At 70.6% G+C, this 25,673-nt stretch carries 29 protein-coding genes; 8 read left to right on the top strand and 21 right to left on the bottom strand.

Annotated elements, in window-relative coordinates; all coding sequences use genetic code 11:
- Positions 1–29 precede the first annotated feature (29 nt).
- Complete coding sequence (locus tag ACIBUY_RS27715) at positions 30–212, top strand: hypothetical protein (RefSeq protein WP_365577526.1); 183 nt, start codon at positions 30–32, stop codon at positions 210–212.
- Between the two features lie 682 nt (positions 213–894).
- Here ACIBUY_RS27715 and ACIBUY_RS27710 read toward each other — a convergent pair.
- The 6 genes from ACIBUY_RS27710 to ACIBUY_RS27685 all read right to left on the bottom strand — a co-directional run bounded on the left by ACIBUY_RS27710 (position 895) and on the right by ACIBUY_RS27685 (position 3,922).
- Complete coding sequence (locus ACIBUY_RS27710) at positions 895–1,479, bottom strand: PASTA domain-containing protein (protein ID WP_399154060.1); 585 nt, start codon at positions 1,477–1,479, stop codon at positions 895–897.
- Positions 1,476–1,958 (bottom strand): SigE family RNA polymerase sigma factor, encoded by a 483-nt coding sequence (locus ACIBUY_RS27705; protein ID WP_399154059.1) that lies wholly within the window; start codon positions 1,956–1,958, stop codon positions 1,476–1,478. Before ACIBUY_RS27705 ends, ACIBUY_RS27710 begins: the two co-directional genes overlap by 4 nt.
- A gap of 97 nt (positions 1,959–2,055) precedes the next feature.
- Positions 2,056–2,595 (bottom strand): hypothetical protein, encoded by a 540-nt coding sequence (locus tag ACIBUY_RS27700; protein WP_399154058.1) that lies wholly within the window; start codon positions 2,593–2,595, stop codon positions 2,056–2,058.
- Positions 2,596–2,673: 78 nt separating this feature from the next.
- Positions 2,674–3,021 (bottom strand): PIN domain-containing protein, encoded by a 348-nt coding sequence (locus ACIBUY_RS27695; protein ID WP_399154057.1) that lies wholly within the window; start codon positions 3,019–3,021, stop codon positions 2,674–2,676.
- A complete protein-coding gene (locus tag ACIBUY_RS27690; RefSeq protein WP_399154056.1) occupies positions 3,021–3,311 on the bottom strand; it encodes a hypothetical protein in 291 nt (96 codons plus the stop codon). Before ACIBUY_RS27690 ends, ACIBUY_RS27695 begins: the two co-directional genes overlap by 1 nt.
- 8 nt (positions 3,312–3,319) lie before the next feature.
- A complete protein-coding gene (locus tag ACIBUY_RS27685; protein ID WP_399154222.1) occupies positions 3,320–3,922 on the bottom strand; it encodes an ATP-binding protein in 603 nt (200 codons plus the stop codon).
- Between the two features lie 116 nt (positions 3,923–4,038).
- Here ACIBUY_RS27685 and ACIBUY_RS27680 point away from each other — a divergent pair, with 116 nt between their 5' ends.
- From ACIBUY_RS27680 to ACIBUY_RS27665, 4 genes are all read left to right on the top strand, one after another.
- Positions 4,039–4,890 carry a helix-turn-helix transcriptional regulator gene (locus tag ACIBUY_RS27680; RefSeq protein WP_365577545.1) on the top strand — a complete coding sequence of 284 codons (852 nt, stop codon included), beginning with the start codon at positions 4,039–4,041 and terminating at the stop codon, positions 4,888–4,890.
- Positions 4,871–5,080 (top strand): DUF397 domain-containing protein, encoded by a 210-nt coding sequence (locus ACIBUY_RS27675; protein ID WP_365577548.1) that lies wholly within the window; start codon positions 4,871–4,873, stop codon positions 5,078–5,080. The genes ACIBUY_RS27680 and ACIBUY_RS27675 overlap by 20 nt, the downstream gene beginning before the upstream one ends.
- Before the next feature lie 587 nt (positions 5,081–5,667).
- Positions 5,668–6,144, top strand: coding sequence for a hypothetical protein (locus ACIBUY_RS27670; protein WP_365580146.1), 477 nt, complete (start codon positions 5,668–5,670; stop codon positions 6,142–6,144).
- A 128-nt stretch (positions 6,145–6,272) separates the two neighbouring features.
- Complete coding sequence (locus ACIBUY_RS27665; RefSeq protein ID WP_365580144.1) at positions 6,273–6,812, top strand: hypothetical protein; 540 nt, start codon at positions 6,273–6,275, stop codon at positions 6,810–6,812.
- A 25-nt stretch (positions 6,813–6,837) separates the two neighbouring features.
- Here ACIBUY_RS27665 and ACIBUY_RS27660 read toward each other — a convergent pair whose 3' ends face one another.
- From ACIBUY_RS27660 to ACIBUY_RS27630, 7 genes are all read right to left on the bottom strand, one after another.
- Positions 6,838–8,007, bottom strand: coding sequence for a winged helix DNA-binding domain-containing protein (locus tag ACIBUY_RS27660; RefSeq protein ID WP_399154055.1), 1,170 nt, complete (start codon positions 8,005–8,007; stop codon positions 6,838–6,840).
- Between the two features lie 46 nt (positions 8,008–8,053).
- The gene (gene hemB / locus ACIBUY_RS27655; RefSeq protein WP_399154054.1) at positions 8,054–9,046 is read right to left on the bottom strand and encodes a porphobilinogen synthase; all 993 of its coding nucleotides are present in this window, start codon (positions 9,044–9,046) and stop codon (positions 8,054–8,056) included.
- A 117-nt stretch (positions 9,047–9,163) separates the two neighbouring features.
- Positions 9,164–10,840, bottom strand: coding sequence for a uroporphyrinogen-III synthase (locus ACIBUY_RS27650; protein WP_365580136.1), 1,677 nt, complete (start codon positions 10,838–10,840; stop codon positions 9,164–9,166).
- Complete coding sequence (hemC, locus tag ACIBUY_RS27645) at positions 10,837–11,799, bottom strand: hydroxymethylbilane synthase (RefSeq protein WP_365580133.1); 963 nt, start codon at positions 11,797–11,799, stop codon at positions 10,837–10,839. The genes ACIBUY_RS27650 and hemC overlap by 4 nt, the downstream gene beginning before the upstream one ends.
- Complete coding sequence (locus tag ACIBUY_RS27640) at positions 11,796–13,424, bottom strand: glutamyl-tRNA reductase (RefSeq protein WP_365580131.1); 1,629 nt, start codon at positions 13,422–13,424, stop codon at positions 11,796–11,798. Before ACIBUY_RS27640 ends, hemC begins: the two co-directional genes overlap by 4 nt.
- Positions 13,421–14,221 carry a redox-sensing transcriptional repressor Rex gene (locus ACIBUY_RS27635; protein WP_399154053.1) on the bottom strand — a complete coding sequence of 267 codons (801 nt, stop codon included), beginning with the start codon at positions 14,219–14,221 and terminating at the stop codon, positions 13,421–13,423. Before ACIBUY_RS27635 ends, ACIBUY_RS27640 begins: the two co-directional genes overlap by 4 nt.
- Positions 14,222–14,588: 367 nt before the next feature.
- Positions 14,589–14,876, bottom strand: a complete 288-nt coding sequence (locus tag ACIBUY_RS27630) for a glutaredoxin family protein (RefSeq protein ID WP_399154052.1) — start codon at positions 14,874–14,876, stop codon at positions 14,589–14,591.
- Positions 14,877–14,984: 108 nt separating this feature from the next.
- Between ACIBUY_RS27630 and ACIBUY_RS27625 the strand changes: the two genes are divergently transcribed.
- From ACIBUY_RS27625 to ACIBUY_RS27615, 3 genes are all read left to right on the top strand, one after another.
- Complete coding sequence (locus ACIBUY_RS27625) at positions 14,985–15,929, top strand: HAD-IB family hydrolase (protein WP_365580125.1); 945 nt, start codon at positions 14,985–14,987, stop codon at positions 15,927–15,929.
- Positions 15,930–16,232: 303 nt separating this feature from the next.
- Positions 16,233–17,030, top strand: coding sequence for an ECF subfamily RNA polymerase sigma factor, BldN family (locus ACIBUY_RS27620; RefSeq protein WP_365580122.1), 798 nt, complete (start codon positions 16,233–16,235; stop codon positions 17,028–17,030).
- A 261-nt stretch (positions 17,031–17,291) separates the two neighbouring features.
- Positions 17,292–18,503, top strand: a complete 1,212-nt coding sequence (locus ACIBUY_RS27615) for a DUF5667 domain-containing protein (RefSeq protein ID WP_365580120.1) — start codon at positions 17,292–17,294, stop codon at positions 18,501–18,503.
- A gap of 69 nt (positions 18,504–18,572) precedes the next feature.
- Here the strand turns inward: ACIBUY_RS27615 and ACIBUY_RS27610 are convergent, their stop codons facing one another.
- The 8 genes from ACIBUY_RS27610 to ACIBUY_RS27575 form a co-directional block, all read right to left on the bottom strand.
- Positions 18,573–19,628, bottom strand: a complete 1,056-nt coding sequence (locus tag ACIBUY_RS27610) for a lysophospholipid acyltransferase family protein (protein WP_365580117.1) — start codon at positions 19,626–19,628, stop codon at positions 18,573–18,575.
- 26 nt (positions 19,629–19,654) lie between these two features.
- A complete protein-coding gene (locus tag ACIBUY_RS27605; protein WP_365580114.1) occupies positions 19,655–20,713 on the bottom strand; it encodes an NAD-dependent epimerase/dehydratase family protein in 1,059 nt (352 codons plus the stop codon).
- A gap of 249 nt (positions 20,714–20,962) precedes the next feature.
- Positions 20,963–21,061: a 30S ribosomal protein bS22 gene (locus ACIBUY_RS27600; RefSeq protein WP_003948845.1), complete on the bottom strand. Its 99-nt coding sequence runs from the start codon at positions 21,059–21,061 to the stop codon at positions 20,963–20,965.
- Between the two features lie 149 nt (positions 21,062–21,210).
- The gene (locus tag ACIBUY_RS27595; RefSeq protein ID WP_158689180.1) at positions 21,211–21,423 is read right to left on the bottom strand and encodes a helix-turn-helix domain-containing protein; all 213 of its coding nucleotides are present in this window, start codon (positions 21,421–21,423) and stop codon (positions 21,211–21,213) included.
- Positions 21,424–21,552: 129 nt separating this feature from the next.
- Positions 21,553–22,368, bottom strand: a complete 816-nt coding sequence (locus tag ACIBUY_RS27590) for a phosphatase (protein WP_365580112.1) — start codon at positions 22,366–22,368, stop codon at positions 21,553–21,555.
- Positions 22,369–22,479: 111 nt separating this feature from the next.
- A complete protein-coding gene (locus ACIBUY_RS27585) occupies positions 22,480–23,655 on the bottom strand; it encodes an acetoin utilization protein AcuC (RefSeq protein ID WP_365580109.1) in 1,176 nt (391 codons plus the stop codon).
- On the bottom strand, positions 23,606–24,823 hold the full coding sequence (locus ACIBUY_RS27580) for an MFS transporter (protein WP_365580149.1): 1,218 nt from the start codon (positions 24,821–24,823) through the stop codon (positions 23,606–23,608). The genes ACIBUY_RS27585 and ACIBUY_RS27580 overlap by 50 nt, the downstream gene beginning before the upstream one ends.
- Before the next feature lie 73 nt (positions 24,824–24,896).
- Positions 24,897–25,556 (bottom strand): HAD family hydrolase, encoded by a 660-nt coding sequence (locus ACIBUY_RS27575; RefSeq protein WP_399154051.1) that lies wholly within the window; start codon positions 25,554–25,556, stop codon positions 24,897–24,899.
- Between the last annotated feature and the right edge of the window lie 117 nt (positions 25,557–25,673).

Genomic DNA, 25,673 nt, shown 5'->3' with positions numbered 1-25,673 from the left:
CCATCCGCCTCACAGGGGAGACAAGCGTAATGAGCGAGAAGAACACCGATCCGGTCATCGACAAGCCCGAGGACCAGCACGCGACGGACGAGCCGGTCACCACGCTGGACCAGCACGCGACCGGCGGCGGCGTAATCACACTCGACCAGCACGCGACGGACGAGGAGATAGCCCCCCTCGACCAGCACGCGACCAGCGAGCCCGCCAACTGACCTTATTCCCGACGGGGATCGGCCGCGGCGGCGCGGAGGGGGAGCCGCCGCGGCCGAGGCGTGTCCGGGCACGGTTCAGGCCAATCGGTGGCGCGATCCGTTCGACACCCTCGAACAATCGCCCCCCGGCGCCCGAGATGTCCGCGCTGGAGGCCGCCCGCGAGCGCAAGCTGTACCTCTCGGCCTGCTCGCCGACCAGGGGCTCGCGGACGCCCTCCGGGCCGCGCGAGCAGTCGGCGCGCACTCCGCGAACCAGCTGGCGGACTACGTGTACCCGGCCGTGTCCCGGCCGATCGCCCTTCGCATGATGCGATAGTCACCCTCGCCCGTGGTAGAGGGGAAACCCTTCATGATCAATCTCAGCGCCAACCACGGTTCCGCTGATCCCCGACGCCGTCCTCGGGGCAACGCCCCCACCCGCCCTCCCTTCCCGCTCCGGGAGGGAGGGCGGGTTCTTTTACCCGGTTCTTTCTATAGGGCGTCAGCATCACCGGACGCCGGTCGACCGGCGTCCGGTACGACCTGCGCGGACGCGGCACGCCGGGCCCGCGTCCGCGCCGGTCGGGGCCGCCGCCTCGGGCAGGACCTCCGCAACCCAAAGACGATGCCGAGCGAGCTGCGCGGCTGACGGCATCGGAGCCCGCCACCCGCAGCCGGTGCGCGGGCCGAAGGGCCCGGTCGCTCAGGTTCTGCCGGGTTTGCCCGTCGAGACCAGCAGGAGGACGGACGAGCCCGGTGCCACCGGTTCTGCGCCGCCCCGGGGGGCACTGCTGATCACCTGCCCGGCGGGAGCGTTCCAGTCCGTGTGCCGCATGATCGTGCAGCTCAGTCCGAGTCCGCGCAGCAGGCTTCCGGCCTGTTCGACCGGCATGCCGGCCAGGTCCGGCAGCGCGATGCCCGCTCCCGCGGTCTGCTCCTGCTCCTGCTCCTGTGTCGGAGTCGCATCGGCGCTTCCGCTCTTGGGGGTGCCGGTGGCGAGCGGGGTGCACGCCCCGTTCGCCGGTGTGGACAGGGACGGGGAAGCGCCGGGCGCGGGCGGCACGGGCTTCAGCGCGAAGAACCCCACCGTGGCGCACGCCAGCACGCAGCACGCCGCAGCGGTGCCGAGGAGCGCCCGGCGGGTGCGGCTGCGGCTGACGACTCGCTCGATCGCGGCCGCGTCGACGACCGGCGCCGTCGGCCCGTCGGCGAAGGAGGCCACCGCGGCACGCAGCTCGGCTTCGAGGCCCGGCTCGAACGGGGCGGGTCCGGACGACGTGTTCCTCACTTCGTACCTCCGAAAGCGGCCGACGGGGTGTGCGGCGCCTGGGCGCCCGATACGGAATCGCGCAGCTTGGCCAGGCCGCGGGCGAGCTGGGACCTCACCGCACTCGAAGAGATGTCCAGGACGCCGGCGACCTGCCGGACGTCCAGATCGTGCAGGTAGTACAGGACCACCACGCTGCGCATGCCCATCGGCAGCCCGAGCAGTGCCTCGATCAGTTCCGCGCGCAGATCCACCTGCCCGAACCGGTCCCGGGGGTCGGCCGTCTCGGGCACCCCTGACAGCCCGGGGCGCTCGCCCAGGCGCGACAGCCGCCGCCAGCGGTCGTTGGCCAGGTTGACCAGCACTTTGCGCACGTACGCCTCCGGCGAGTCCGCCACCTCGACCTTCCGCCAGTGTCGGCACGCCCGCTCCAGCGCCTCCTGCACCAGATCCTCGGCCACGTGCACGTCACCGGTCAGCGCATACGCGGTGCGGAACAACGCTCCCGACCGATGTGCGACGAACTCCGTGAATCCGTTGCCCGGACCTCTCCTGCGAAACCTCACCCGCCGACCCCCTCTCCTCGTCCCGTCCCGATCACTGCCCCCATGACGGCGGAACGGGGCCGGGTGCTGCACCGAGCCGCCGGAAGTGACGTGAATCACAGCTGGGACGGAAGGGTGTCCCAGGACCTCGCGCCACTGCCGCCCGGGGTGGGGGCGGGGCCCGGCGTCCCGCGCGGGCGGACGCGACGCCTCTCTCGACCTCGGCGAGTTCGCCCCCGCCGGCCCCGTCCTGCGGGTCATGCCCGGCGGCCGGGACAACCGGCCCGGGTCGGCAGGGTAACGGCCGGCCGTCGCCTTCGCCGTGCTCTCGGAGCCACTCGGCGACATCGTGCACCTCGTACACCCGGCGCCCGGTGACTTCCTCGTGCAGGTCCATGTCCTCGGTGTCGAGGGCGATCAGGATCGCGGTGCCGCGCAGGGCGGAGGCGACGTTCAGCAGGTCCTCGTCGCGGTAGTCCTGCATCCGCCAGCCGAGATCGCCCATCCGCTCGACCAGCAGCCGCAGGCCGCCCGCGGCCGCCACGGCCTGGCGGGCGAGAGCGGCAAGCTCGGCGTTCCGATCCTCAGCCACACCTCCAGCGTGCGCCCGTTCTGGCCGGGCCGCCCCGGCAGCGAAGATCATTCCTTAGCGCTAACCGCTGTACCGCTGCTACTCGCGACCGGTATACACCACCACGTTCCCGCCCTGCCCTCCGGCGATCACCGCAAGCGCCGCATCGATCGCGTACTTGTGCCCGTGCAGCCCCGTCTCCCCGAGCAACCGCACCGCGCCCTCGGCGACCTCGCGGGTCACCGGCTCCACCACCACCCTCGACATGGCCCACGTCCAGGCCTCCCGCCGCGCCTGCCCGTGATACGCCTCGATCAGCGTCATGGAACTGGTCACCACGCGGATCCCCTGCGCATGCGCGGCCGACAACAACGCCGCCATCCGCCGCTCGCGCCGCGCCGCCCGGGAAAGCCATTCGCTGTCCAATACCAAGCAGTCGACTGCCATCAGCCCGCCAGGGGCAGGCCACCGCGGCCCGCGCCATGACTGCCGGAGTCCGGCGCAGCGAACTCCCGCCCTGCCTCCCGCAGCTCCGCCTCGGCCTCGGCGAGCTCAGCCTCCGTGAGGGGGCCGCCTTCCTCCTGCATCCAGGAGACCAGTTCCCCGAGCCGCCCCTGCTCCCGCTGCCGCTCTATGGCCCGCGTGACATAGGCGCTGAAGCCCCCGGGCCCGACCTCCCGTCGAATATCCTCGGCGAGTTCCTCAGGCAGCGTCACGGTGTACTTCTCGGTTGCCATGCCCATCACTATGTCGAGGCCTCCCCAAGATCGCCCGCCATCTCACACCACACCGTCTTGCCACCCGCCTCCGCCACAACCCCCCACCGCAACGCCGCCGCACCGACGACCGCGAGCCCCCGCCCGCCCTCGTCATCCGTCCCGGCATCCCGAAGCACCGGCAGCACCCGGGGCTCCGGATCCCACACCTCGACCCGGATCAGCCCGCACCCACCCCTGAGCACCCGCACACCCACGGGCACTCCTTCCCCCACGTGCCGCACCACATTGGCGACCAACTCGCCGACGCACAGCTGTACTTCAGCAACCGGCCCATCCCCCAGGAACCCCTCAACCTCCCTCCGAAGCCCGGCCAAGGCCTTCGCCGATGCCACGAACTCCCGTTCCAGCAGTACGACTTCGGCACCCCCAATGGCCTCCACAAGCCGCCGCGCCGTCCCCGGATTGCAGTTGCCGAGTACGACGAGCCCGGCAGGTTCCGCGTACGCCCCGGCGAACGACGGCAGGTCGACGCCGAGCGACGGCAGCGTGACACCCCGGGCCGCGAGGACCCGCCGCAGGTCCTCGACGCAAGTCTCCAGCTCCCCCGCTGACGGTCGATGCGAATACATGAGCACGACGCCTCCTGTACGTTCCGTGATGATTCCCTCACAGATTGACGCGAGGCCGCGTACCGTAAAAGGCGTTTCCGTTACGCGCAGCAACTGGCAAACACCGGCGGTGAGTTGTGCCCTCACGCAAAGACCCCGACGCCTCGGCGAACGTCCCCTCCTTCTACGGCGCCGAGTTGCGCTACCTCCGCGAGAGAGCGGGGATGACCCTGGAGCAGCTGGCCGAAGGCAGCTTCCGCGGCGTCCCCTTCCTCAGCCAGATCGAGCGGGGCGAACGGCGCATGCCGATAGACCTGGCCCGGCACGTGGACAAGAGGCTCGACACGAACGGCTTTTTCACGCGGCGCTGTGAAGACGCCCGCAAGGCGAGGCAGGACGGGCACGCGGAATACTTCGCGGACGTCGTGGAGATGGAGCAGCACGCGGAGACGATCGACGAATGGGCGCCCATGCTGGTGCCCGGCCTGCTCCAGACGCCCGCCTACGCCGAAGCGCTCGTCCAAGCCGCGATGCCCAGGGCCACGGACGAGGACGTGACCAAGAAGGTCCGGGCCCGGATGTCTCGGGCGGCCCTCTTCGCATCGGAGAATCCACCCGCGCTCTGGGTGATCCTGGACGAGTCCCTGCTCCACCGCAGGGTCCTCCCGGACCTCGGAATGGCCGAACTCCTCGACCACATCGCCACGGTGGTGACGGCAACGCGCGCCATTCTGCAGATCGTCCCGCAAACCTCGGGAGCCCACCCGTTCATGATGGGCATGACCAAGTTCATGACCTTCACGGACGCTCCCCCGGTGGTCTACGCCGAAAGCCTCCACAGCGGCCAACTCATCGATTTCCCGGCGCTCGTGAAGCAGTACCAGGAGTCGTACGATCTGCTGAGGGCCGCCGCACTGCCGCCTGAGGCGTCCCTTGCCATGATCCAGGCTGCGGCAGAGGACTATCGAAATGGCAAGCAGCAACAGTGAATTGAGCGCCGCCCGCTGGCACAAGAGCTCGTACAGCAACGGCACCGGCGGCGACTGCGTGGAGGTCGCCACCGGCCTCTCTCACACCGCCCCCGTCCGCGACACCAAGCACTCCGGAACCGGCCCCGTCATCACCTTCGGTGCCACCGCGTGGACCGCGTTCCTGACGGAGGCGAAGGGCGAACGCTGAGCGGAGGCCGGCTTCTCGGGTACCCCGGTTCGGTCTCGTTGCCGGTGGGCAGACCGGTGGGAGTGTGGCTCCGTCGCTTCGCGACGGTGGGGTGGTGGCGGTGGTTCGAAGTCGCCTCTCCGCCGGTGGGCGCCTTTTCTTGGATTACGTGGCTGGTGTCCGGTGGTGGGTTGAGCTACCTCCGCTTCATTCGTTGTCGTCGAACGGCCGTCTTGGGCTGGCTTTCGTCGGCTGAGGAGCGTGGGTGGAAGGCGGAGAGTCACCCGTTGCCTTAAAGGCCCTTCGGTCGTGCCCGCCACATGGTGGGGAGGCGGTCTGTTGGCTGATGGTGTGTGGGTGGCTGATGTGACGGCAGTGGTGCTCTCGAAGGGTGAGTGGGGGGGGTGGGGGCCCCCCCCCCCCCCCCCGGGGGGGGGCCCCACCCCCCCCCCCCCCCCCCCCGACCACAGAGACGGACGAGTCACATGTGACTCGTGTGACGACCGCTACCACCCACCGCCCCCACCTGACCCACGCACCCCACCACCCCGGCCCGCACCCTCGTCGACCTCCTCCTCTCCAGCCCCCGCGAACTCGCCCTCGTAGCCGTGGAATCCGCCCTCACATACCGGACCGTAGATCGGCGTCGTCGGCCTCCGCTGCTCGCGCTCCATGACGTCGTCGGCGCCTTTCCTCCCCGTCATCGCCATGCCGCCAGGGCGCGCGAATGGCTGGCCCTCGTCGACCCGACGTCGGACTCCCCCGCCGAGACCGTGGCCCGGCTGCACATGGCCGACGCCGGACTGCGGCCCGAGAGTCAGGCCGAGGTCTTCACCGCCGACGGACGGCAGGTACTGCTGGATTTCCTCTTCCGCGCCGAAGGACTCGCCGTCGAAGTCGAGGGTTACGCGTACCACGGCACCCGCGAGCACCATCGCCGCGACATCGACCGCTTCAACCGCATCCAGAGCTGCCCCGAAGTCCGGGCCCTACTGCGTTTCTCCGCACTCGACGTCTTCCGCCGACCCGCCCACGTCGTCGCCGAGATCCGCGCCGCCCTCGTCCGCAGTCCCCGGTTCCGGTAGCGAACCGGGAGGCAGCAGCCACCCCGCAAGCCGCGCGATCGGCCTACCAATACGCGCCCCTACCCCCCACCTCTGCTTTCCATGGAGCCACCGGTCCGCCCGCCGCCCCATCGAAACGGAGCCCGCTGATGCGCGCCGCCGCACGCCCCGTAGCCGTAGCCGCCCTCACCGTTCTGGCCGTCACAGGGCCTGCCGCCTCCGCCCACGCCGAGAATCCGCCGGGCTGGCCGGACAAGCCGTCCCTCTCCATCACCCCGGACCCGGCCGTCCCCGGCTCCACGGTCATCGTCTCCGTGTCCGGCGGCTGCACCGCCACCTCCGCGACGGCCACCTCGACCGCCTTCTCGGAGGCCGTCCAGCTCTCCACCGGTTCCGCCGGCGCCTACACCGGCACCGCCACCATCTCCGAGTCCGCCACCGGCACCCACACGGTGAACGTCTCCTGCGCGAGCGGCGGCACCTCCACACACTCCATCAGCGTCGGCCGGGGCGGCAGCGGCCACACCGGCTGGCCCGCCACGACCATCGACAAGGGCGTGAAGGCCGGTGTCGGCAGCGACGACGGACTCTCCGCGACGGACATCACCCAGCTCGTCCTCGGCGGACTCCTGATGGCCGGGGCCATCGGCGGCGGCGTGTACGTCGTACGGCGACGGAGCACCGACTGACCGGCAGCCGACCGGATCCCGAGGGCTACCCGGCGAGCACCCGCGACTCCACCACCGGCAACCCCTTCACCCACCAGTGATCGTACCGCCGATAGGCCCCCGCATCCCGCTCCCCCAGCAACCCCCACAACCCCCGGGCCTCCCCCTCGAGCTCATCCCAGACCTCCCCGGGCAGCGGCCTGAACGCCCCCACCTCGATCCCGCGCCCGCCCTCCGCGACCCGCCACACCCCGGCCACGTACCCGTCCACCAGAACCGTCGGCAGGACGTCCCCGTTCACCCGGGTCACCTGCTTGCGGTACTCGGGCGGCAGGGCCCGGCCCCGGTCCGCGTACGCGAGGAGCACGCTGTCCCACATCGCCATCAGCCGCGGCGGCGCGGGCTCCTCGCCCGTGAGCCGCAGCGCCCCCGGCAGGTCGTACAGCACGGTCTTCCCGTCCGGCCCGGCGAACTCCTCGAAGTCCTGCCCGAGCGCGGCCCGCACCCGCCCCTTCTGGACCAGCCCGAACTGCGCCATGTCCGCCACCGACGCCGGCCCGAACCCCTCCAGGTAGCGCCGGATCAGGACCCGCAGGCCCTGCGCCACCTCCTCCGGATCGCCCAGTTCAGGCCGCCGCACCGCGTCCGCCGCCACGAACCCCTGCCTGCCGTCGGAGGTGTACGCCCACAGCGCCCCCTCCACCGGCGCGTGCCACAACGGCGCCCACTGCCGCAACATCCGCCACGCGGGCCGCGCCAACTCCGCGTGCACACCGGCCCGTTCCCCGAGCCACTCCCCCAACTCGGCAGCACCACAAGGGCGTTCCGTACGCGCCAACAGCTCCGGCAGCAGCGCCGCCGCATCCGCCTCCGTGAGCCCCGACCCCCGAAACCGCGCGTCCCGCAGCCGCGCACCGCGCACCGTCGGCTCCACCGCCGCCCGGAAGTCGCGGTAGTCGTCGGCGTGCACCGCGTGCAGCGTGATCCGCATCAGCGTCGACTTCACCACCCGGAAACCGGCGAGCAGCGCGTCGAGGTCCGCCGCCTCGAACCCCGCCACCCGGTTCCACAGCGCCACATACGGAGAAGCGGGCTGCTGCGCCTGGAGCGCAACAACCCGCCGTACCGCGTCCTCGATCCCGCCCGACGACCGCTCCAGCAGCAACTGCCGGTCCAGAGTCGTCCGGTTGAGCGCACGCGCCGTGATCGTCGTCATGCGGGGATTCTCGCCGCTGGAGACCCCGCGCGAAAACCCGATGGCCTCAGCGCAGGCCCTGCGCCACCTCCGTGGCCCAGTACGTGAGGATCATGCTCGCGCCCGCGCGCTTGATCCCGGTCAGCGACTCCACGATCGCCTTGTCGCGGTCGATCCAGCCCCGCTCCGCGGCCGCCTCGATCATCGCGTACTCGCCACTGATCTGGTACGCGGCCACCGGCACGTCCGACGCCTCCGCGACCTTCGCCAGGACGTCGAGGTAGGGCCCGGCCGGCTTCACCATGACCATGTCGGCGCCCTCCTCCAGGTCGAGCGCCAACTCCCGCATCGCGTCACGGACGTTGGCCGAGTCCTGCTGGTACGTCTTGCGGTCGCCCTGCAACGACGAGGCGACGGCCTCGCGGAACGGGCCGAAGAAGGCCGACGCGTACTTCACCGAGTACGCGAGCACCGCCACGTCCTCACGGCTGATCTGGTCCAACGCATCGCGTACGACGCCGATCTGACCGTCCATCATGCCGCTCGGCCCGACCACGTGCGCACCCGCGTCCGCCTGCACCTGCGCCATCTCGGCGTACCGCTCGAGGGTCGCGTCGTTGTCGACCCGGCCCTGCTCGTCCAGCACACCGCAGTGGCCGTGGTCGGTGAACTCGTCCAGGCACAGGTCGGACATGACGAGCAGGTCGTCACCGACCTCGGCCCGTACGTCGCGCAGCGCGACCTGGAGGATCCCGTCGGGGTCGGTGCCGACCGTGCCCGCCGCGTCCTTCTTCTCGTCCAGCGGCACGCCGAACAGCATGATCCCCGAGACGCCCGCCTCGGCGGCCTCGACCGCCGCCTTCTTCAGGGAGTCCCGCGTGTGCTGGTAGACGCCCGGCATCGAGCCGATCGCCACCGGGGCATCGATCCCCTCGCGCACGAACGCGGGCAGGATCAGGTCCGCCGGATGCAGCCGCGTCTCGGCGACCATGCGCCGCATGACGGGCGTCGTGCGCAGCCGCCGGGGCCGCGAACCGGGGAAGGAGCCGTACCGAGTCACTGGACTGTCACCTCGTACTCACGCATGCCTACGTCCACGCATGCCGCCGTCAACGGAAAACGAAACGGGGCGGGCGTCCGGTGCACAGCACGCCACCGGACACCCGCCCCGACTCTCTTACGGAGCCGCGCGCCTGCGCCGCGCCCCCGGCCGCCGCTCACTGGGCCGGGTCACAGGATCCCCGGCTTCAATGGCGGCGTCCCGCCGCTGCGCGCCGAACTCGGCGAGCGCGGCAGCCAGCTTGTGCACCGACGGTTCGGGAGCCATGACGTCGACCCGCAGGCCGTGCTCCTCGGCGGTCTTCGCCGTGGCGGGGCCGATGCACGCGATCACCGTCACGTTGTGCGGCTTGCCGGCGATGCCGACCAGGTTCCGGACCGTCGACGAGGACGTGAAGAGGACCGCGTCGAAGCCGCCGCCCTTGATCGCCTCGCGCGTCTCGGCCGGCGGCGGCGACGCGCGCACGGTGCGGTACGCCGTGACGTCGTCGACCTCCCAGCCCAGCTCGATGAGCCCGGCGACCAGGGTCTCCGTGGCGATGTCGGCCCGCGGCAGGAAGACGCGGTCGATCGGGTCGAAGACCGGGTCGTACGGCGGCCAGTCCTCGAGGAGACCGGCGGCGCTCTGCTCCCCGCTCGGCACCAGGTCCGGCTTCACGCCGAAGGCGATCAGCGCACTGGCGGTCTGCTCGCCGACCGCGGCAACCTTGATCCCGGCGAAGGCCCGCGCGTCGAGCCCGTACTCCTCGAACTTCTCGCGCACGGCCTTGACGGCGTTGACCGACGTGAAGGCGATCCACTCGTACCGGCCGGTGACCAGGCCCTTGACCGCGCGCTCCATCTGCTGGGGCGTGCGCGGCGGCTCGACGGCGATGGTCGGCACCTCGTGCGGCACCGCGCCGTACTCCCGCAGCTGGTCGGAGAGCGAGGCCGCCTGCTCCTTGGTCCTGGGGACGAGCACGCGCCAGCCGAACAGCGGCTTCGACTCGAACCAGGACAGCTGGTCGCGCTGGGCGGCCGCGGAACGCTCACCGACCACGGCTATCACCGGACGGTTGCCCTCCGGCGACGGCAGCACCTTGGCCTGCTTCAGCGTCTGCGCGATCGTGCCGAGCGTCGCCGACCAGGTCTTCTGCCGCGTCGTCGTACCGGCGATCGTCACGGACAGCGGGGTATCCGGCTTGCGACCGGCCGCGACCAGTTCGCCCGCGGCCGCGGCCACCGAGTCGAGCGTCGTCGACACGACGACCGTGCCGTCGGACGCCCCGACCTCGGTCCAGCAGCGCTCGGAGGCCGTGCGGGCGTCGACGAAGCGGACGTCCGCACCCTGCGCGTCACGCAGCGGCACACCGGCGTACGCGGGCACGCCCACGGCCGCGGCGATGCCGGGTACGACCTCGAAGTCGATGCCCTCGGAGGCGCAGGCGAGCATCTCCTCGGCCGCGTACGTGTCGAGCCCGGGGTCCCCCGTGACCGCACGCACGACCCGCTTGCCGCTGCGCGCGGCCTCCATGACAAGATTGGCCCAGTCCCTCAGAGCCGGGACCGCGACGGCAGTTGACGCCTCGTCAGCGGAGCCGGTCTGCCCCGGCGTGTCCGCGTCGAGCACGGTCACGCCCGACCTGGCGTGCGTGCGTACGACGTCGAGCACTTCGGGCTCGGCGATCAGCACATCCGCTCGGGTCAGGGCCTCCACGGCCCGTAGTGTCAGCAGTCCTGGGTCACCGGGACCGGCACCCAGGAAGGTGACGTGCCCCAGTGCGCAGGCGGTCGATTCAGCGGTGGTGGGGCTCAAAGTGCTCGCTCCCCCATCAGACCGGCCGCACCCTTGGCCAGCATCTCGGCGGCGAGTTCGCGCCCGAGAGCCAGCGCCTCGTCCTCGGACGAGGGCACGGGACCGGTGGTGGACAGCTGCACCAGCTCGGAGCCGTCGGGGGTACCGACGACGCCGCGCAGGCGCATTTCGTTGGCAATCTGCCCGTCGGCCAGAAGGTCGGCCAGCGCACCCACAGGTGCACTGCAGCCGGCCTCCAGGGCGGCGAGCAGGGCTCGCTCGGCGGTGACGGCGACCCGGGTGAACGGGTCGTCCATCTCGGCGAGCGCGGCGGCGAGTTCACCGTTGGTCGCGGTGCACTCGACTGCCAGTGCCCCCTGGCCGGGGGCGGGCAGGACAATGTCGGTGGAGAGGAAGTCGGTGACTTCACCGCTCCGACCGATGCGGTTGATGCCGGCCGCCGCGAGTACCACGGCGTCCAGCTCCCCCTTCGCCACGTAGCCGATGCGGGTGTCGATGTTCCCGCGGATCGGCACGGTCTCGATCTGCATCCCGTGGCTGCGGGCGTACGCGTTCAGCTGGGCCACCCGGCGCAGCGAACCCGTACCCACCCGGGCGCCCGCGGGCAGCTCGGTGAACGTCAGTCCGTCACGGGCGATCAGCACGTCCCGCGGGTCCTCGCGCTGCGGCAGGGCCGCGAGCACCAGGTCGTCGGGCTGCGCGGTCGGCAGGTCCTTCAGGGAGTGCACGGCGAAGTCGATCTCACCCCTGGCGAGCGCGTCCCGCAGCGCGGTGACGAAGATGCCGGTGCCGCCGATCTGCGAGATGTGCTCACGGTTGACGTCACCGTACGAGGTGATCTCCACGAGCTCGACCTCGCGGCCGGTCAACTGCCGTACGGCTTCGGCGACATGCCCGGACTGGGTCATGGCCAGCTTGCTGCGCCTGGTGCCCAGCCTCAGGGCTTTCTCGGCGGTCATGCCGGGCCTCGATTCTTGCCTTCTACGCTGTCGGGGTTGGCCCGGGAAACGGCTGCGACCGTGTCCTGGTCCAGGTCGAACAGGGTCCGCAGCGCGTCCGCGTACCCGGCACCGCCGGGCTCGGCCGCCAGCTGCTTGACCCGTACGGTCGGCGCGTGCAGCAGCTTGTCCACCACGCGCCGCACGGTCTGGGTGATCTCCGCGCGCTGCTTGTCGTCGAGGCCGGGAAGGCGCCCGTCGAGCCGCGCGATCTCGCTGCTCACCACGTCCGCGGCCATCGTGCGCAGCGCGACGACGGTCGGCGTGATGTGCGCGGCGCGCTGGGCGGCACCGAACGCGGCGACCTCGTCGGCCACGATCGCCCGCACCTGGTCCACGTCGGCGGCCATCGGCGCGTCGGCGGAGGCCTCGGCGAGGGACTCGATGTCGACGAGGCGCACCCCGTCGATCCGGTGCGCGGCCGCGTCGATGTCCCGCGGCATCGCCAAGTCGAGGAGGGCCAGGGCGACTTGGCGCACCGGCTCGGGCGCCCGGCTCTGCCGCATCTCGGGCACCCGGCCCGCGACGGCGAGCGCGGCGATGGCCCCGGCCTCCGAGGGACGCACGCGCTCGCCCGGGGCGTTGTCCACCCAGACGCCGTGCTGCTCGAGGGCGGCCGCGTCGAACCCGGCGACGGCGGCCTCACCCTCGACGGAGAACCCGCCGCGCACCGCGTCGACCGGGCAGGTGTCCACAACGGCCTTGCCGGAAGCGGGAGTTGACGTGGCGGGCACGTCGCCGCCCGCGGTCGGGGTGCGCCCGGCGACGGCCGCGCGCACCGCGTCGGCACTCAGCACGAGCCCGGTGGCGCCGGTGCAGGAGATGGCGATGTCGGCACGTGTCAGTTCGCCCGCCACGGCGTCCATGGTGACGGCACGAGCGGCGGTACCACCGTCGCCCAGGATCTCCACCAGCCGCTCGGCGCGCTCCAACGTCCGGTTGGCGACGACGACTTCGGCGACCCCGGCCCGAGCGAGGGTGGCCGCCGCGAGGGACGACATCGACCCGGCGCCGATCACCAGCGCGCGCTTGCCCGCGGCCCACGCGTCCACCGGCTGCCCGACGGCGAGCTGCTCGAGGCCGAAGGTGACCAGCGACTGACCGGCCCGGTCGATGCCGGTCTCGGAGTGCGCGCGCTTGCCGACCCGAAGGGCCTGCTGGAAAAGGTCGTTGAGCAGCTTGCCCGCGGAGTGGAGCTCCTGCGCCCGGGCGAGCGTGTCCTTGATCTGACCGAGGATCTGGCCCTCGCCGACCACCATCGAGTCGAGCCCGCACGCCACCGAGAACAGGTGGTGCACCGCCCGGTCCTCGTAGTGCACGTAGAGATGGGGAGTGAGCTCTTCCAGGCCCACACCACTGTGCTGGGCGAGCAGCGTCGACAGCTCGGCGACACCGGCGTGGAACTTGTCCACGTCGGCGTACAGCTCGATCCGGTTGCAGGTCGCGAGCACTGCGGCCTCGGCGGCCGGCTCGGCGGCGAGGGTGTCCTGCAACAGCTTGGCCTGGGTGTCCGCGTTCAGCGCGGCGCGCTCCAGGACGCTGACCGGCGCGCTGCGGTGACTCAGCCCGACGACGAGGAGACTCATGCCGGCATCACGGCGGGCACGTCCCCGTCGGGTCCCTTGCGGTGCTCTGCGACGGGCTTGGTGACCTTGGCGGCGGCGCCCTCGACGCCGACCGCGCCCTCGGCCCCGTCGGATCCGTCGGTCTGACCGCTGCCCTCGCCCGCCTTGCGCTGCTCGTGGAAGGCGAGGATCTGCAGCTCGATGGAGAGGTCGACCTTGCGTACGTCGACACCGTCCGGCACGGACAGGACCGTCGGCGCGAAGTTCAGGATGGAGGTGACACCGGCGGCGACGAGCCGGTCGCAGACCTGCTGCGCGGCACCGGCCGGGGTGGCGATGACGCCGATGGACACACCGTTGTCGTCGATGATCTTTTCCAGGTCATCGGTGTGCTGCACGGGCATGCCCGCGACGGGCTTGCCCGCCATCGCGGGATCGGCGTCGATCAGCGCCGCGACCCGGAAGCCGCGGGAGGCGAAACCACCGTAATTGGCAAGCGCCGCACCGAGGTTGCCGATACCGACGATCACGACCGGCCAGTCCTGCGTGAGGCCCAGCTCACGGGAGATCTGGTAGACGAGGTACTCGACGTCGTAGCCCACGCCACGGGTCCCGTACGAACCGAGGTACGAGAAGTCCTTGCGCAGCTTCGCGGAGTTGACCCCCGCGGCGGCCGCGAGCTCCTCGGAGGAGACCGTGGGCACCGAGCGCTCCGACAGAGCGGTGAGGGCTCGGAGGTACAGCGGAAGCCTGGCGACGGTGGCCTCGGGAATCCCTCGGCTGCGGGTCGCCGGTCGGTGAGTTCGGCCAGTTGCCACGGTGCTCCTGCGGGTAGAGCGGGGCTGTGGGCGGCTGTTCGTTCCAAGACCGCCCCGTCGGATGCAGGCTATGTCTTTGTGAACGCGTGCACAAAGATGGTGTCCGATTTGCCCGGCCAACGTGACCGGGGTCACGCAACCCCCGCGCACTCGACTGGAACCGGCGCGCAGGCAGCTTCGTTGCTCACCTGTCGGGGGCAAAACCGCACACCTTCCTTACGATCCACGCCCCCGAGACCAAAACCGCCCCCGATCCTAAGCGACTTTCGGGACCAGTTGGACTGCTCGGTCAGTGACTTCTGCGACGGAACACGACGGAGCACGGCGGTGCACAGGACGACGGTGTACAGCGGGTGCGCGCGGGGGGTCAGCGCGTGAGCGCGGACCGCAGCCGCTCCTCCTTCACCCGCCAGAAGTCGTGCTGTTCCCCGTCGACGAGGACGACCGGGATCTGCTCCCAGTACTTGCGGTACAGCTCCTCGTCCTCATTGATGTCCTTCTTCTCCCAGGACGCGCCGACCTCGGCACAGACCTTCTCGATCACCACCTGTGCGTCGTCGCACAGATGACACCCGGGCTTGCCGATCAACGTGACGACCCGGTCCGACGGATTCTTCTTCTCACCACGGCGAAAGATGGGGCTCATACCGGCCATTCTGGCCCCGCCCGCACCCCTGGCAGAACGCCTGGATTTCACACGCCGACAGGTTCCCGAAATCTGCTCGACTCCGGAACCACCGAACAAACTGGCTATGCTCGCCGCATGGCCGCTCTCGGATGGCTCACACCCCGTAGGCGCTCCGCCACCGCGCGGAGCGTGCTGGCAGGCGAGGCCTCGGCTGAGGCAGCGCGCAAGTCCTCCCAGGAGCTGGAGGACCAGGCGCCCCCGGGCGATGACAGTGGTGACAGTCAGGACCCGGAGTTCCCGGTCGTCGGCGACGACAAGGCCGCCGCCTTCTTCGACCTCGACAACACCGTGATGCAGGGCGCCGCGATCTTCCACTTCGGCCGGGGCCTGTACAAGCGGAAGTTCTTCCAGCGCCGCGAGCTGACCCGGTTCGCCTGGCAGCAGGCGTGGTTCAGGATCGCCGGGGTCGAGGACCCCGAGCACATGCAGGACGCCCGCGACAGCGCGCTGTCCATCGTCAAGGGCCACCGCGTCGCCGAGCTGATGTCCATCGGCGAGGAGATCTACGACGAGTACATGGCCGAGCGCATCTGGCCCGGCACCCGCGCCCTCGCCCAGGCCCACCTCGACGCCGGGCAGAAGGTCTGGCTGGTCACGGCGGCCCCCGTCGAGATCGCCACGGTCATCGCCCGCCGCCTCGGCCTGACCGGCGCCCTCGGCACGGTCGCCGAGTCCATCGGCGGCGTCTACACCGGCAAGCTCGTCGGCGAACCGCTGCACGGCCCCGCGAAGGCGGAGGCCGTGCGCGCACTGGCCTCGGCGGAGGGCCTGGAGCTCGGCCGCTGCGCCGCGTACAGCGACTCCCACAACGACATCCCGATGCTCTCCCTCGTCGGACACCCGTACGCGATCAACCCGGACGCCAAGCTGCGCAAGTACGCGCGCGAGCGGGACTGGCGGCTGCGCGACTACCGCACCGGCCGCAAGGCGGCGAAGGTCGGCATCCCCGCGGCGGCCGGCGTCGGCGCGGTCGCGGGCGGCACGGCAGCGGCGATCGCCCTGCACCGCCGCCGTCGCTGACGCCATTCCGAACGTCTTACCCCCACCGGCTTCCCGCCAGTCACGCGGATAGCACTCGGCCACAACCCGTCACGGCCGCAGCCGGAACATGACCTAATCCGATCAACAAGTGGTCACTCTCTGGTACTTGAATCATCGGCGATCAGCTACAGAAGTGACGTAATCGATGATTTGAGCAACTCGGTGTAGCGCTCCCTGCACGAAGCGTTATTCTCCTCAGACGCAAACCGGTACCCACGCGTCAGTACGACGGGTGAACGGTCCCGCACTGCACGTGATGGAAGCTCTGCCTCTGGGAGTCCCGTGTTTCAACACGTCGGGGTTGACGCCTCGGGCCTGGCTACGCTGCGCGCAACGGTCGTCGACCGCTTGCGCGGCTTCGTCCCCACCGCGTACGCCGTCCCCGCCCTCGCCGTCCCTGCGCCGGTCGGTCCGTGCTTCGCCATGGCCGACAGCGGCGCCGCCACCGTCGGCAGACGCGCACGCTCCGGAGCCGCCGGTGCCTCCGGTACGGCGGCCGCGCCGACGCCCCGCCGCCCCGCCGCGGACAGCGACAGCGCCCGCATGATGGACCTGGTCGAGCGCGCCCAGGCCGGCGAGGCGGACGCCTTCGGCCGGCTCTACGACCAGTACAGCGACACCGTCTACCGCTACATCTACTACCGCGTCGGCGGGAAGGCGACGGCCGAGGACCTCACCAGCGAGACCTTCCTGCGCGCGCTGCGCCGCATCGGCACCTTCACCTGGCAGGGCCGCGACTTCGGCGCCTGGCTGGTCACGATCGCGCGCAACCTGGTCGCCGACCACTTCAAGTCGAGCCGCTTCCGTCTCGAAGTGACCACCGGCGAAATGCTGGACGCGAACGAGGTGGAGCGTTCCCCCGAGGACTCCGTCCTTGAGTCCCTGTCGAACGCGGCACTCCTGGACGCCGTACGACGTCTGAACCCACAGCAGCAGGAGTGCGTCACGCTGCGCTTTCTGCAGGGTCTGTCCGTCGCCGAGACCGCGCGCGTGATGGGGAAGAACGAGGGAGCGATCAAGACCCTCCAGTACCGGGCCGTGCGCACGCTCGCCCGGCTCCTCCCCGATGACGCACGCTGACACCTCCCGACCGATTCCGTCACCGCCCGCGACCCTCAACTCACCTACGGTGAAAGGTAGATGCGTTGGCGGTCGGATCATCTTTCGTCCGTAACCCAAGTGCCGCGCCGCTCGTTGTGCGGGATGCAGGCTCCCTGTGGTCACTCCCGGACCGTGCTCCGCTCACTCGATCGTGTGCAAGCGGCCCGGGCGTGCAACCCTCAGGACCCCCTGGGGAGTCGACATGGGAGTCGACCGTCATGACGAGAGGAGGTGCCGCCAGTGATCGCGAACGTATCGGCACACCGGCGGGCGAACGCCTTCGCCCAGGCCCTGGAGGACCAGTCCGACAGGGACCCGGCGGCGCAGCAGCCGGAGGGACCGGCTGCTGGGCAGAGCGACCAGGCCGATACCGAGCAGGGCAGACTGCTGTCCCTGACCACCGGTCTCGGCGAGCTGCCCGCACCGGAGCTGGACCCCGAGGTCAAAGTGGTGCAGCGGGCGCAGCTCGTGGCCGCGATGGAGGCCATGTTCAAGGAGGGCGCGGCACCGTCCGTGCCGGAGCAGCGGGGCAAGGGCAAGGGAGCCCACCGGGCGACCTCACTGCGCAAGCTCCGCCCGCGCTCCCGCCTGTCCAAGGGCCTCGCCGCGGGCGGGCTCACGGTGGGTGTGGCCGCGGGAGCGTTCAGCGGCGTAGCAGCCGCGAGTTCGAACGCGCTGCCCGGTGACTCCCTCTACGGCCTCAAGCGCGGCATGGAGGACCTCAAGCTCGGCATGGCCGACAGCGACTCCGACCGCGGGCAGATCTATCTGGACCAGGCGTCGACGCGGCTCAACGAGGCGCGGCGGCTGATGGAGCGCGACCGCAGCGGCCACCTGGACCACGAGTCCGTGGGCGAGGTCCGCCGCGCCCTGTCCGGGATGCAGTACGACGCGTCCGAGGGCCACCGGCTGCTCAGCGAGGCGTACAAGCGGGACGGCTCGCTCGGCCCGATCCAGGCCCTGTCCGCGTTCTCCGAGTCGCACCGGCAGAGCTGGAGCTCCCTGAGCAACCGACTGCCGGTCCAGCTCGGCGACGTACGGGACCAGGTGAGCTCGGTCTTCGCCGCCATAGACCAAGAGGTCGACCCGCTGCGCTCGCTACTGCCACAGACGCCCACCACGGGCGGCTCCCACTCCGGTGGCGGTACGTCGCCGGGGACGTCCGGCACCGAGCGCTCGACCCCGTCCGGCTCGTCCGGCACGGATCACCGCGGCGGCAGCTCCACCCAGCCCAAGCCGTCCAGCTCGGGCACGGGCCAGGACGACAGCGGCCTCCTCGGCGAGACCACGGGCGGCCTCCTGGACCCCCCGAAGTCCGACGCGTCACCGACCCCGTCGGACGGCAAGTCCGGCTCCGGCACCCCCAGCTCCACCAAGCCGGACGTCACCCTGCCCCCGCTCCTGCCGGGCCTGCTCCCCGGCTTGGGCATCGACGGCGAGGACGCCAAGTAGCCCCACCGACAGCATGAGGGGCCCGGGGTCATCCCCGGGCCCCTGACTGCTAGTTGCTGCTAACTGCTGCTAGAAGAACACCGACCTGCGCTGCACCAGCAGCTTGTACAGCGTGTGCTGGATCTGCTCCCGCACCTGATCCGTCAGGTTGAACATCAGCATCGGATCCTCCGCCGCCTCCGGCGGATACCCGTCCGTCGCGATCGGCTCCCCGAACTGGATCGTCCACTTCGTCGGCAACGGCACCGCACCGAGCGGCCCCAGCCACGGGAACGTGGGCGTGATCGGGAAGTAGGGGAAACCGAGGACCCTGGCCAGCGTCTTCGCGTTGCCGATCATCGGGTAGATCTCCTCCGCCCCGACGATCGAGCACGGCACGATCGGCGTCCCGGCGCGCAGCGCGGTCGACACGAACCCGCCCCGCCCGAACCGCTGCAGCTTGTACCGCTCGCTGAACGGCTTGCCGATGCCCTTGAAGCCCTCCGGCATCACCCCGACCAACTCACCGCTCTCGAGCAGCCGTTGGGCATCCTCCGCGCAGGCCAGCGTGTGCCCGGCCTTACGGGCCAGCTCGTTGACCACCGGCAGCATGAAGACCAGGTCGGCCGCGAGGAGGCGCAGATGGCGACCCGCCGGGTGGTTGTCGTGGACCGCGACCTGCAGCATCAGCCCGTCGAGCGGCAGCGTCCCCGAGTGGTTGGAGACGATCAGCGCACCGCCCTGCGCCGGAATGTTCTCGACGCCCTTCACCTCGACCCGGAAGTACTTCTCCGCGATCGGCCGCAGCATCGACATCAGGACCTGGTCAGTGAGTTCCTTGTCGTAGCCGAACTCGTCGACGTCGTAGTCCCCCGTGATCCGCCGCCGCAGAAACGCGAGCCCGCCCGCGATCCGCCGGTCCCAGCCACCCCGCGACTCGGGCACCGCCGGCTCCGGCGCCCCGCGTTCGGGCTCCGGCTCGGGCCGCGTCTGCGTCGGCAGCGCCTTGACCTCGCGCACGTCCCGGGCAGCCGACGGCTCACCCTTGCGCCGGCCGGCACCGGGTCCCCTGCGGCGCGCGGCACCCTTCCCGGTGGTCCCCCGCGACCTGTCGTCGTCGAACGGAATGACCTTGGCATCCGCCATCGTTCATGCGCTCCTCAGTTGGCGCTCTACGTCGAGGGGTGGCCGGCCGCGCGCCCGCCCACGAAGGGCAGTGACGCGACCTTGTCCACGGCTGACGCCAGGGCCTGGGGCGGCAGCAGTCCGGGTCCCCGTCCGCGTACGAAATCCGCGAAGGTCTCCGCGGTCGTGTACTTCGGCCGGAACCCCAGTGTGTCGCGCATCTGGGCCGTCGACACCACCCGCCCGTGCGTGAGCAGCCTGATCTGCTCGGGCGAGAAGTCCGTCGCACCCAGCGTACGCAGTGCGCCGCCCACCCAGGTCACGGCGGGCAGCAGCACCGGGACGGTCGGGCGGCCGAGCCGGCGCGAGCACTGCGAGAGCAGCAGGACGCCGTCGCCCGCGACGTTGAACGTCCCGCTGTTCAGCGTCCCGCGATCCGGGTCGTGCGCGGCGATCCGCAGCACCTCGATCACATCGTCCTCGTGCACGAACTGCAGCCGCGGGTCATAGCCGAACACCGTCGGCAGGACCGGCAGCGAGAAGTACTGGGCGAGCGGCGAATCGGCCGTCGGGCCAAGGATGTTGGCGAAGCGCAGCACGCACACGGCGACGTCGGGACGGCGCCGGGCGAACCCGCGCACATACCCCTCGACCTCGACGGTGTCCTTCGCGAAGCCGCCGCTCGGCAGGGACTTGGGCGGCGTCGTCTCCGTGAACACGGCCGGGTCGCGCGGCGCGGACCCGTACACGTTCGTACTCGACTTCACCACGAGCCGCTTGACGCTCGGCGCCTTCTGGCACGCGCCGAGCAGCTGCATCGTGCCGATGACGTTGGTCTCCTTGACCGAGCCGCGGCCGCCGCTGGCCAGCGGCGTCCCCGTCACGTCCATGTGCACGACGGTGTCCACGGAGTGCTCGGCGAGCAGCCGCGCGACCGTCGGCTGCCGGATGTCGGCCTGCAGGAAATCCGCCCCGCCCAGATGGTGCGCGGGAGGCACCGCGTCCACGGCGATCACCCGGTCCACGTCCGGGTCCCGCTGGATACGTCGAACGAACCGGCCCCCGAGTTGCCGGGCCACCCCGGTCACGAGCACGACCTTGCCCAAGATCAGCGCCTACCTTCCGTGCAAGACCTGCCGCGCTCCGCACTCACTGCTCGCGGGCCACGTTAGCGGTTCGATGTTGCGCTGTGATGACCGGACGATGCATGAAGTGACGACAGCCACAGACGCACGTACAGACGGTTGCCCCGTAAACATCCACGCAGGCCAGGGACGGACACGTCCGCGAACGCACTGTGGCCCTCCCACCGAACGGTGAAAGGGCCACAGAAAGCGCTGTGCTGCAGCGGTCGCTTACTTCTTGTTGCGACGCTGAACGCGCGTGCGCTTCAGCAGCTTGCGGTGCTTCTTCTTAGCCATCCGCTTACGGCGCTTCTTGATAACAGAGCCCACGACTACCCTCGCTCACTTCTGGGACAACCCCTGCGATGCAGGGACAATCACTCGGTGCGGGGCTGAATTGGGGCCCACACGACCTACGAGGGGCTAGCCTACCCCGCCCGAGTGCCGAGCCAGAAATCGAGGGCGATCGGAGCTACGGATCAGCCGGCATCCACCCCCACATAGGACTCGCGGAGGTACTCGTGGACCGCTTGCTCCGGGACGCGGAAGCTCCGCCCGACCCGGATCGCGGGCAGATGACCACTGTGCACCAGTCGGTACACGGTCATCTTGGACACTCGCATGACCGAGGCGACTTCCGCCACGGTCAAGAACTGCACCTCGTTCAGAGGCCTACTCTCACCAGCAGCCATGACACACCTGAACCTTCCGCACTCGACGGCCACCGGCTTCCCCTTCCGGTGACTCAACGTCGTTGCGTGCTCACTCCCCAATGTAGGGGCGTGTGGTGCGAGTGGGGAAGAGGAGCAGCGATCGGCCGCCTACTGTGACAGACACGCTCGATTGAGTACATAGCGAGTAAGCGGTCGGTAGTAATCAGACCGCACAGCGTCATCAAGCGGAACGACGACGGACACCCGCCCCTCGGCCTCACCGACGAACAGCGCGGGATCATCCGTATCCGCCAGGCCGATGGCATCGAACCCCAACTGACCTGCACCGCAAGCCCATCCGTGGTCCCCCACGACCAGATCGGGAAGCGGTCCGCCGGCCTCCGCGCAGGCGGCCAGAGCGGTACGAACCGGGAGTGGCGAATGCGTGTGCGCGCCGGTCTCACTTCCGGGGGGCCACGCGCCGGGTTCGCGCACCAGCGCGACTCCTTGTACGTAGTCAAGGTTGTACGTGCGTAGGCCGAACCGGGTCGTTATGTCGACACTGCAACCCATCGCGGGGGTGAGGACGGGGCACCCGGCCGCCGACAAGGCGTCCGCCAACGCGGCGTAGAAACCGAGCAATCGGTGCGGATGTCCGGTTCCGAAGAGTACCGGGGCACGCGATTCGGCGGCCCTGCCGAGCCGGTCCGCGAACGCGTCGAGCGCGGCGAGGGTGAGCTCCGGGTCGATCACGTCGTGCCCGGAGGTGTGCGCGGGATCCCCCGAGACCCCGCACTTGTCGGCCATCAGCGCGAGCAGGTCCCGCTGCGCCCACCGCCATTCGGGATCGAGCCCGAGCAGCACACGCGGATCGCGCGCCTCGAACAGCCGGTAACTGCGCAGACTCTCCTCGCGGGAGGTCGCCACGGGCCCGGCAAGCCGAGCCGCCAACAGATGCGCACGCAGGGCGCCGGTGCTCAACACACTTGAAATGCTGGTGCATTGGCCGCGAGTACGCCCGTAAAACCCCGAAACACCGCACAGTTGGAGTAACACCCCTTACCGTGTGCGGGCGCTCGCCCCTGGCACATGCCTCTAGGGCAAAAGGCCCCGCAGCGGGTAGGCCGCCTTCCGCGTAGCGAGAATCGCCTGATCCAGCCGATCCGCGGGGTCGTACCCCGCCTCCCAGTCCTGGTGCGCGACGGGCCACCGCCCGTCCGTCATCCGCGCCGGCGCCAACTGTCGCGTACGGGCGAAGACTTCCTGCCGCCACCCGTCCGGGATCACGGTCTCCGGCGCGATCTCCCGCCCGGCGGCGATGGCCACCAGATGCGTCCACGAGCGGGGCACCACGTCCACGACCGCGTACCCGCCGCCGCCGAGCGCGACCCACTTCCCGTCCGCGTACGCGTGCGCCAGCTCGTGGCAGGCGACCTGTACGGCCCGCTGCGCGTCCAGCGACACCGCGAGATGCGCCAGCGGATCCTCGAAGTGCGTATCGGCCCCGTGCTGCGTCACGAGCACCTGCGGCCTGAACTCCGCGACCAGCTCGGGCACGACCGCGTGGAACGCCCGCAGCCACCCCGCGTCCCCCGTCCCGGCGGGCAGCGCGACGTTCACGGCCGTCCCCTCGGCGGGCCCGGCGGCCCCGGTCTCCTCGGGCCATCCGGTCTGCGGGAACAGCGTCCGCGGATGCTCGTGCAGCGAAACGGTCAGCACCCGCGGGTCCTCCCAGAACGCCGCCTGCACGCCGTCGCCGTGATGCACATCCACGTCTACGTAGACGACGCGCTCGGCGCCGAGTTCGAGGAGCCGCGCGATGGCGAGGGCCGCGTCGTTGTACACGCAGAACCCGGAGGCCGCCCCCGGCATCGCATGGTGCAGCCCGCCGGCGAAGTTCACGGCGTGCAGCGCCTCACCCCGCCACACGGCCTCGGCCGCACCCACGGACTGCCCGGCGATCAGCGCAGACACCTCGTGCATCCCGGCGAACGCGGGGTCGTCCGTGGTGCCGAGCCCGTACGCCTGGTCGGCCGCGCCAGGGTCGGCGGACGCGGCCTTGACCGCGTCCACGTAGTCCTCGCGGTGCACGAGCCGCAGCGTCGAGTCCCCGGCCCGCTTGGCCGCGACGACGTCGAGCTCCCGCTCGAGCCCGAACGCCCCGACGAGGCTCCGGGTCAGCTCGAGCCGGACCGGGTCCATCGGATGCCCGGGGCCGAAGTCATACCCCGCTACCGCCGGGTCCCACATCAACTGCGCGCGGCCGCTCATGCCTGCCACCGTATCGGTCCCCTCCCGAGCCGAACGAAGGGGCGTACACGAGCGTCACCAGGACCAACACCATGGGTACGAGCATGGCGCCCCGATAGCTCCACGCATCCCCCAAAGCCCCCACCAGGGGCGAACCCACCAGAAAACCAACGTAGTTGAAGATGTTGAGCCGGGCGACCGCCGCGTCCGACGCCCCGGGGAACAGCCGCCCGGCCGCGGCGAAGGTCTGCGGCACGATCACACAGAGCCCGAGCCCGAGCAGCGTGAAGCCGAGCATCCCCACCCAGGGCCCCGGCGCCACGGCCACCACCGCGAAGCCACCGGCGGCCACCAGCGTCCCGAGCCGCACCACGACCACGGCCCCGAACCGCCGCACACCCACGTCCCCGACGGCCCGCCCGACGAGCGTCATGACCATGTAGACGTTGTACGGGACGGTCGACAGCTGCTCCGAACTGCCCAGCACGTCCTGCAGGTACTTCGCGCTCCAGTTGGAGACGGTCGAGTCCCCGATGTACGCGAACGCCATCACGAGACACAGCGGCAGCAGCAACTTGAAGACGACCCCGCCGCTGCCCTCCTTCGCGGCGGCTTCGTCCTCGACGGCCGCGTTCCCGTCGACGTACCACCGGCTGGCCAGCAGGCACGCCGGCAGCAGCACGGCCACCGCCGGCAGATACGACACGAACAGCGACAGGTCCCAGTGCGCCCCCACCCAGGCCAGCGAGGCACCGACGATCCCGCCGAGGCTGTACGAGGCGTGGAACCCGAGCATGATGCTGCGCCCGTACGACCGCTGGAGGCTGACCCCCAGCATGTTCATCGAGGCGTCGAGGGCACCCACGACGAGCCCGAACGCGGCGAGGGCGATCGCCACCTCCACCATCGTGTCCCCGGCTCCGACGCCCAACAGCGCCAGCAGCGCCACGGGTTGGGCCCACCGCAGCACCCGGCTCGGCCGCACCCGCTTGACCAACTGCTCGGTGCAGACGCTGCTGACACCGGCGAGGATCGGCACGGCCGCCAGAAAGACGGGCAGCAGCCCGTCGGAGATCCCGTACTGATCCTGGATGGCGGGGATCCGCGTCACGAGCAGCGCGAACGCCGCCCCCTGCGCGAAGAAGCTGAACCCCAGCGATCTGCGCCCCCACCGCAGCACACCCGGTATGCCGCCGCTCCCACCGTTACCGTCGCTCATGGCGGCTCAGCGTAGGCCGCATCCTTACTGCTGGGTAGATGGATCAAGCCACCAATTGCGGCAACTCCCGCATGTCCGCGAAGAACCCGGTGGCCGCACCGAGCCCCGCCGCGGGCGTCATGGCGGTGAACCCGTACACGTCCATCCCCGCAGCCACAGCGGCCTGCACCCCGAGCGGACTGTCCTCGACGACCACACACTTCTCGGGCGCTACGCCCATGCGCTCAGCGGCGTACAGAAACAGATCGGGCGCCGGCTTCCCACGCCCCACGTCCTCGGCACTGAACACATTGCCGACCGGGCCCCTGCCGACCCCGAACCACCGATCGAGCCCCGTCTTGCGGTGCCCGGCCGCAATCCGCTCGTGCCGCCCGGAAGACGCCAGACAGAACGGCACCCCGTCCGCCTCGAGCTTCTCCAGCACTTCGACGACCCCGTCGACCGGTTCAAGCGACCGCTCGAACGCTTCCAGGGTCCGCCGCATCAGCTCCTGGTCGAACTCCTCGGGCAGCGCCCGCCCGGTCCGCTCCCTGACGGTGTCGTGCACGCGGTGCAACGCCCCGCCCATGTAGTCCCGCAAGGACTCCTCGTACGACGTCGGATGCCCGACCTCGGTCAGATAGGCGGCGAGAACGGTATTGGCGATCGGCTCGCTGTCGACGAGCACACCGTCGTTGTCGAAGATGACGAGGTCATAGCGCATACCACTGACCCTAAATGACCCCAAACGCAGAAAAGCCCCGGACCGTATCCCGGTCCGGGGCTTTCCATTCAAAAATAGTTCGGCGGCGTCCTACTCTCCCACAGGGTCCCCCCTGCA

The sequence above is a fragment of the Streptomyces sp. NPDC050085 genome, assembly GCF_044460595.1.
Taxonomy (GTDB): Bacteria; Actinomycetota; Actinomycetes; order Streptomycetales; family Streptomycetaceae; genus Streptomyces.
Note: the sequence above shows the minus strand (reverse complement) of the source record. Positions and strands in the feature narration are given on the sequence as shown.

Coding starts and splice junctions, on each gene's coding strand:
- ACIBUY_RS27715 (WP_365577526.1), top strand. CDS start 30: ATGAGCGAGAAGAACACCGATCCGGTCATCGACAAGCCCGAGGACCAG.
- ACIBUY_RS27695 (WP_399154057.1), bottom strand. CDS start 3,021: ATGGCAGTCGACTGCTTGGTATTGGACAGCGAATGGCTTTCCCGGGCG.
- ACIBUY_RS27690 (WP_399154056.1), bottom strand. CDS start 3,311: ATGGCAACCGAGAAGTACACCGTGACGCTGCCTGAGGAACTCGCCGAG.
- ACIBUY_RS27685 (WP_399154222.1), bottom strand. CDS start 3,922: ATGTATTCGCATCGACCGTCAGCGGGGGAGCTGGAGACTTGCGTCGAG.
- ACIBUY_RS27675 (WP_365577548.1), top strand. CDS start 4,871: ATGGCAAGCAGCAACAGTGAATTGAGCGCCGCCCGCTGGCACAAGAGC.
- ACIBUY_RS27665 (WP_365580144.1), top strand. CDS start 6,273: ATGCGCGCCGCCGCACGCCCCGTAGCCGTAGCCGCCCTCACCGTTCTG.
- ACIBUY_RS27660 (WP_399154055.1), bottom strand. CDS start 8,007: ATGACGACGATCACGGCGCGTGCGCTCAACCGGACGACTCTGGACCGG.
- hemC (WP_365580133.1), bottom strand. CDS start 11,799: ATGACCGCCGAGAAAGCCCTGAGGCTGGGCACCAGGCGCAGCAAGCTG.
- ACIBUY_RS27640 (WP_365580131.1), bottom strand. CDS start 13,424: ATGAGTCTCCTCGTCGTCGGGCTGAGTCACCGCAGCGCGCCGGTCAGC.
- ACIBUY_RS27630 (WP_399154052.1), bottom strand. CDS start 14,876: ATGGCCGGTATGAGCCCCATCTTTCGCCGTGGTGAGAAGAAGAATCCG.
- ACIBUY_RS27625 (WP_365580125.1), top strand. CDS start 14,985: ATGGCCGCTCTCGGATGGCTCACACCCCGTAGGCGCTCCGCCACCGCG.
- ACIBUY_RS27610 (WP_365580117.1), bottom strand. CDS start 19,628: ATGGCGGATGCCAAGGTCATTCCGTTCGACGACGACAGGTCGCGGGGG.
- ACIBUY_RS27595 (WP_158689180.1), bottom strand. CDS start 21,423: ATGGCTGCTGGTGAGAGTAGGCCTCTGAACGAGGTGCAGTTCTTGACC.
- ACIBUY_RS27585 (WP_365580109.1), bottom strand. CDS start 23,655: ATGAGCGGCCGCGCGCAGTTGATGTGGGACCCGGCGGTAGCGGGGTAT.
- ACIBUY_RS27575 (WP_399154051.1), bottom strand. CDS start 25,556: ATGCGCTATGACCTCGTCATCTTCGACAACGACGGTGTGCTCGTCGAC.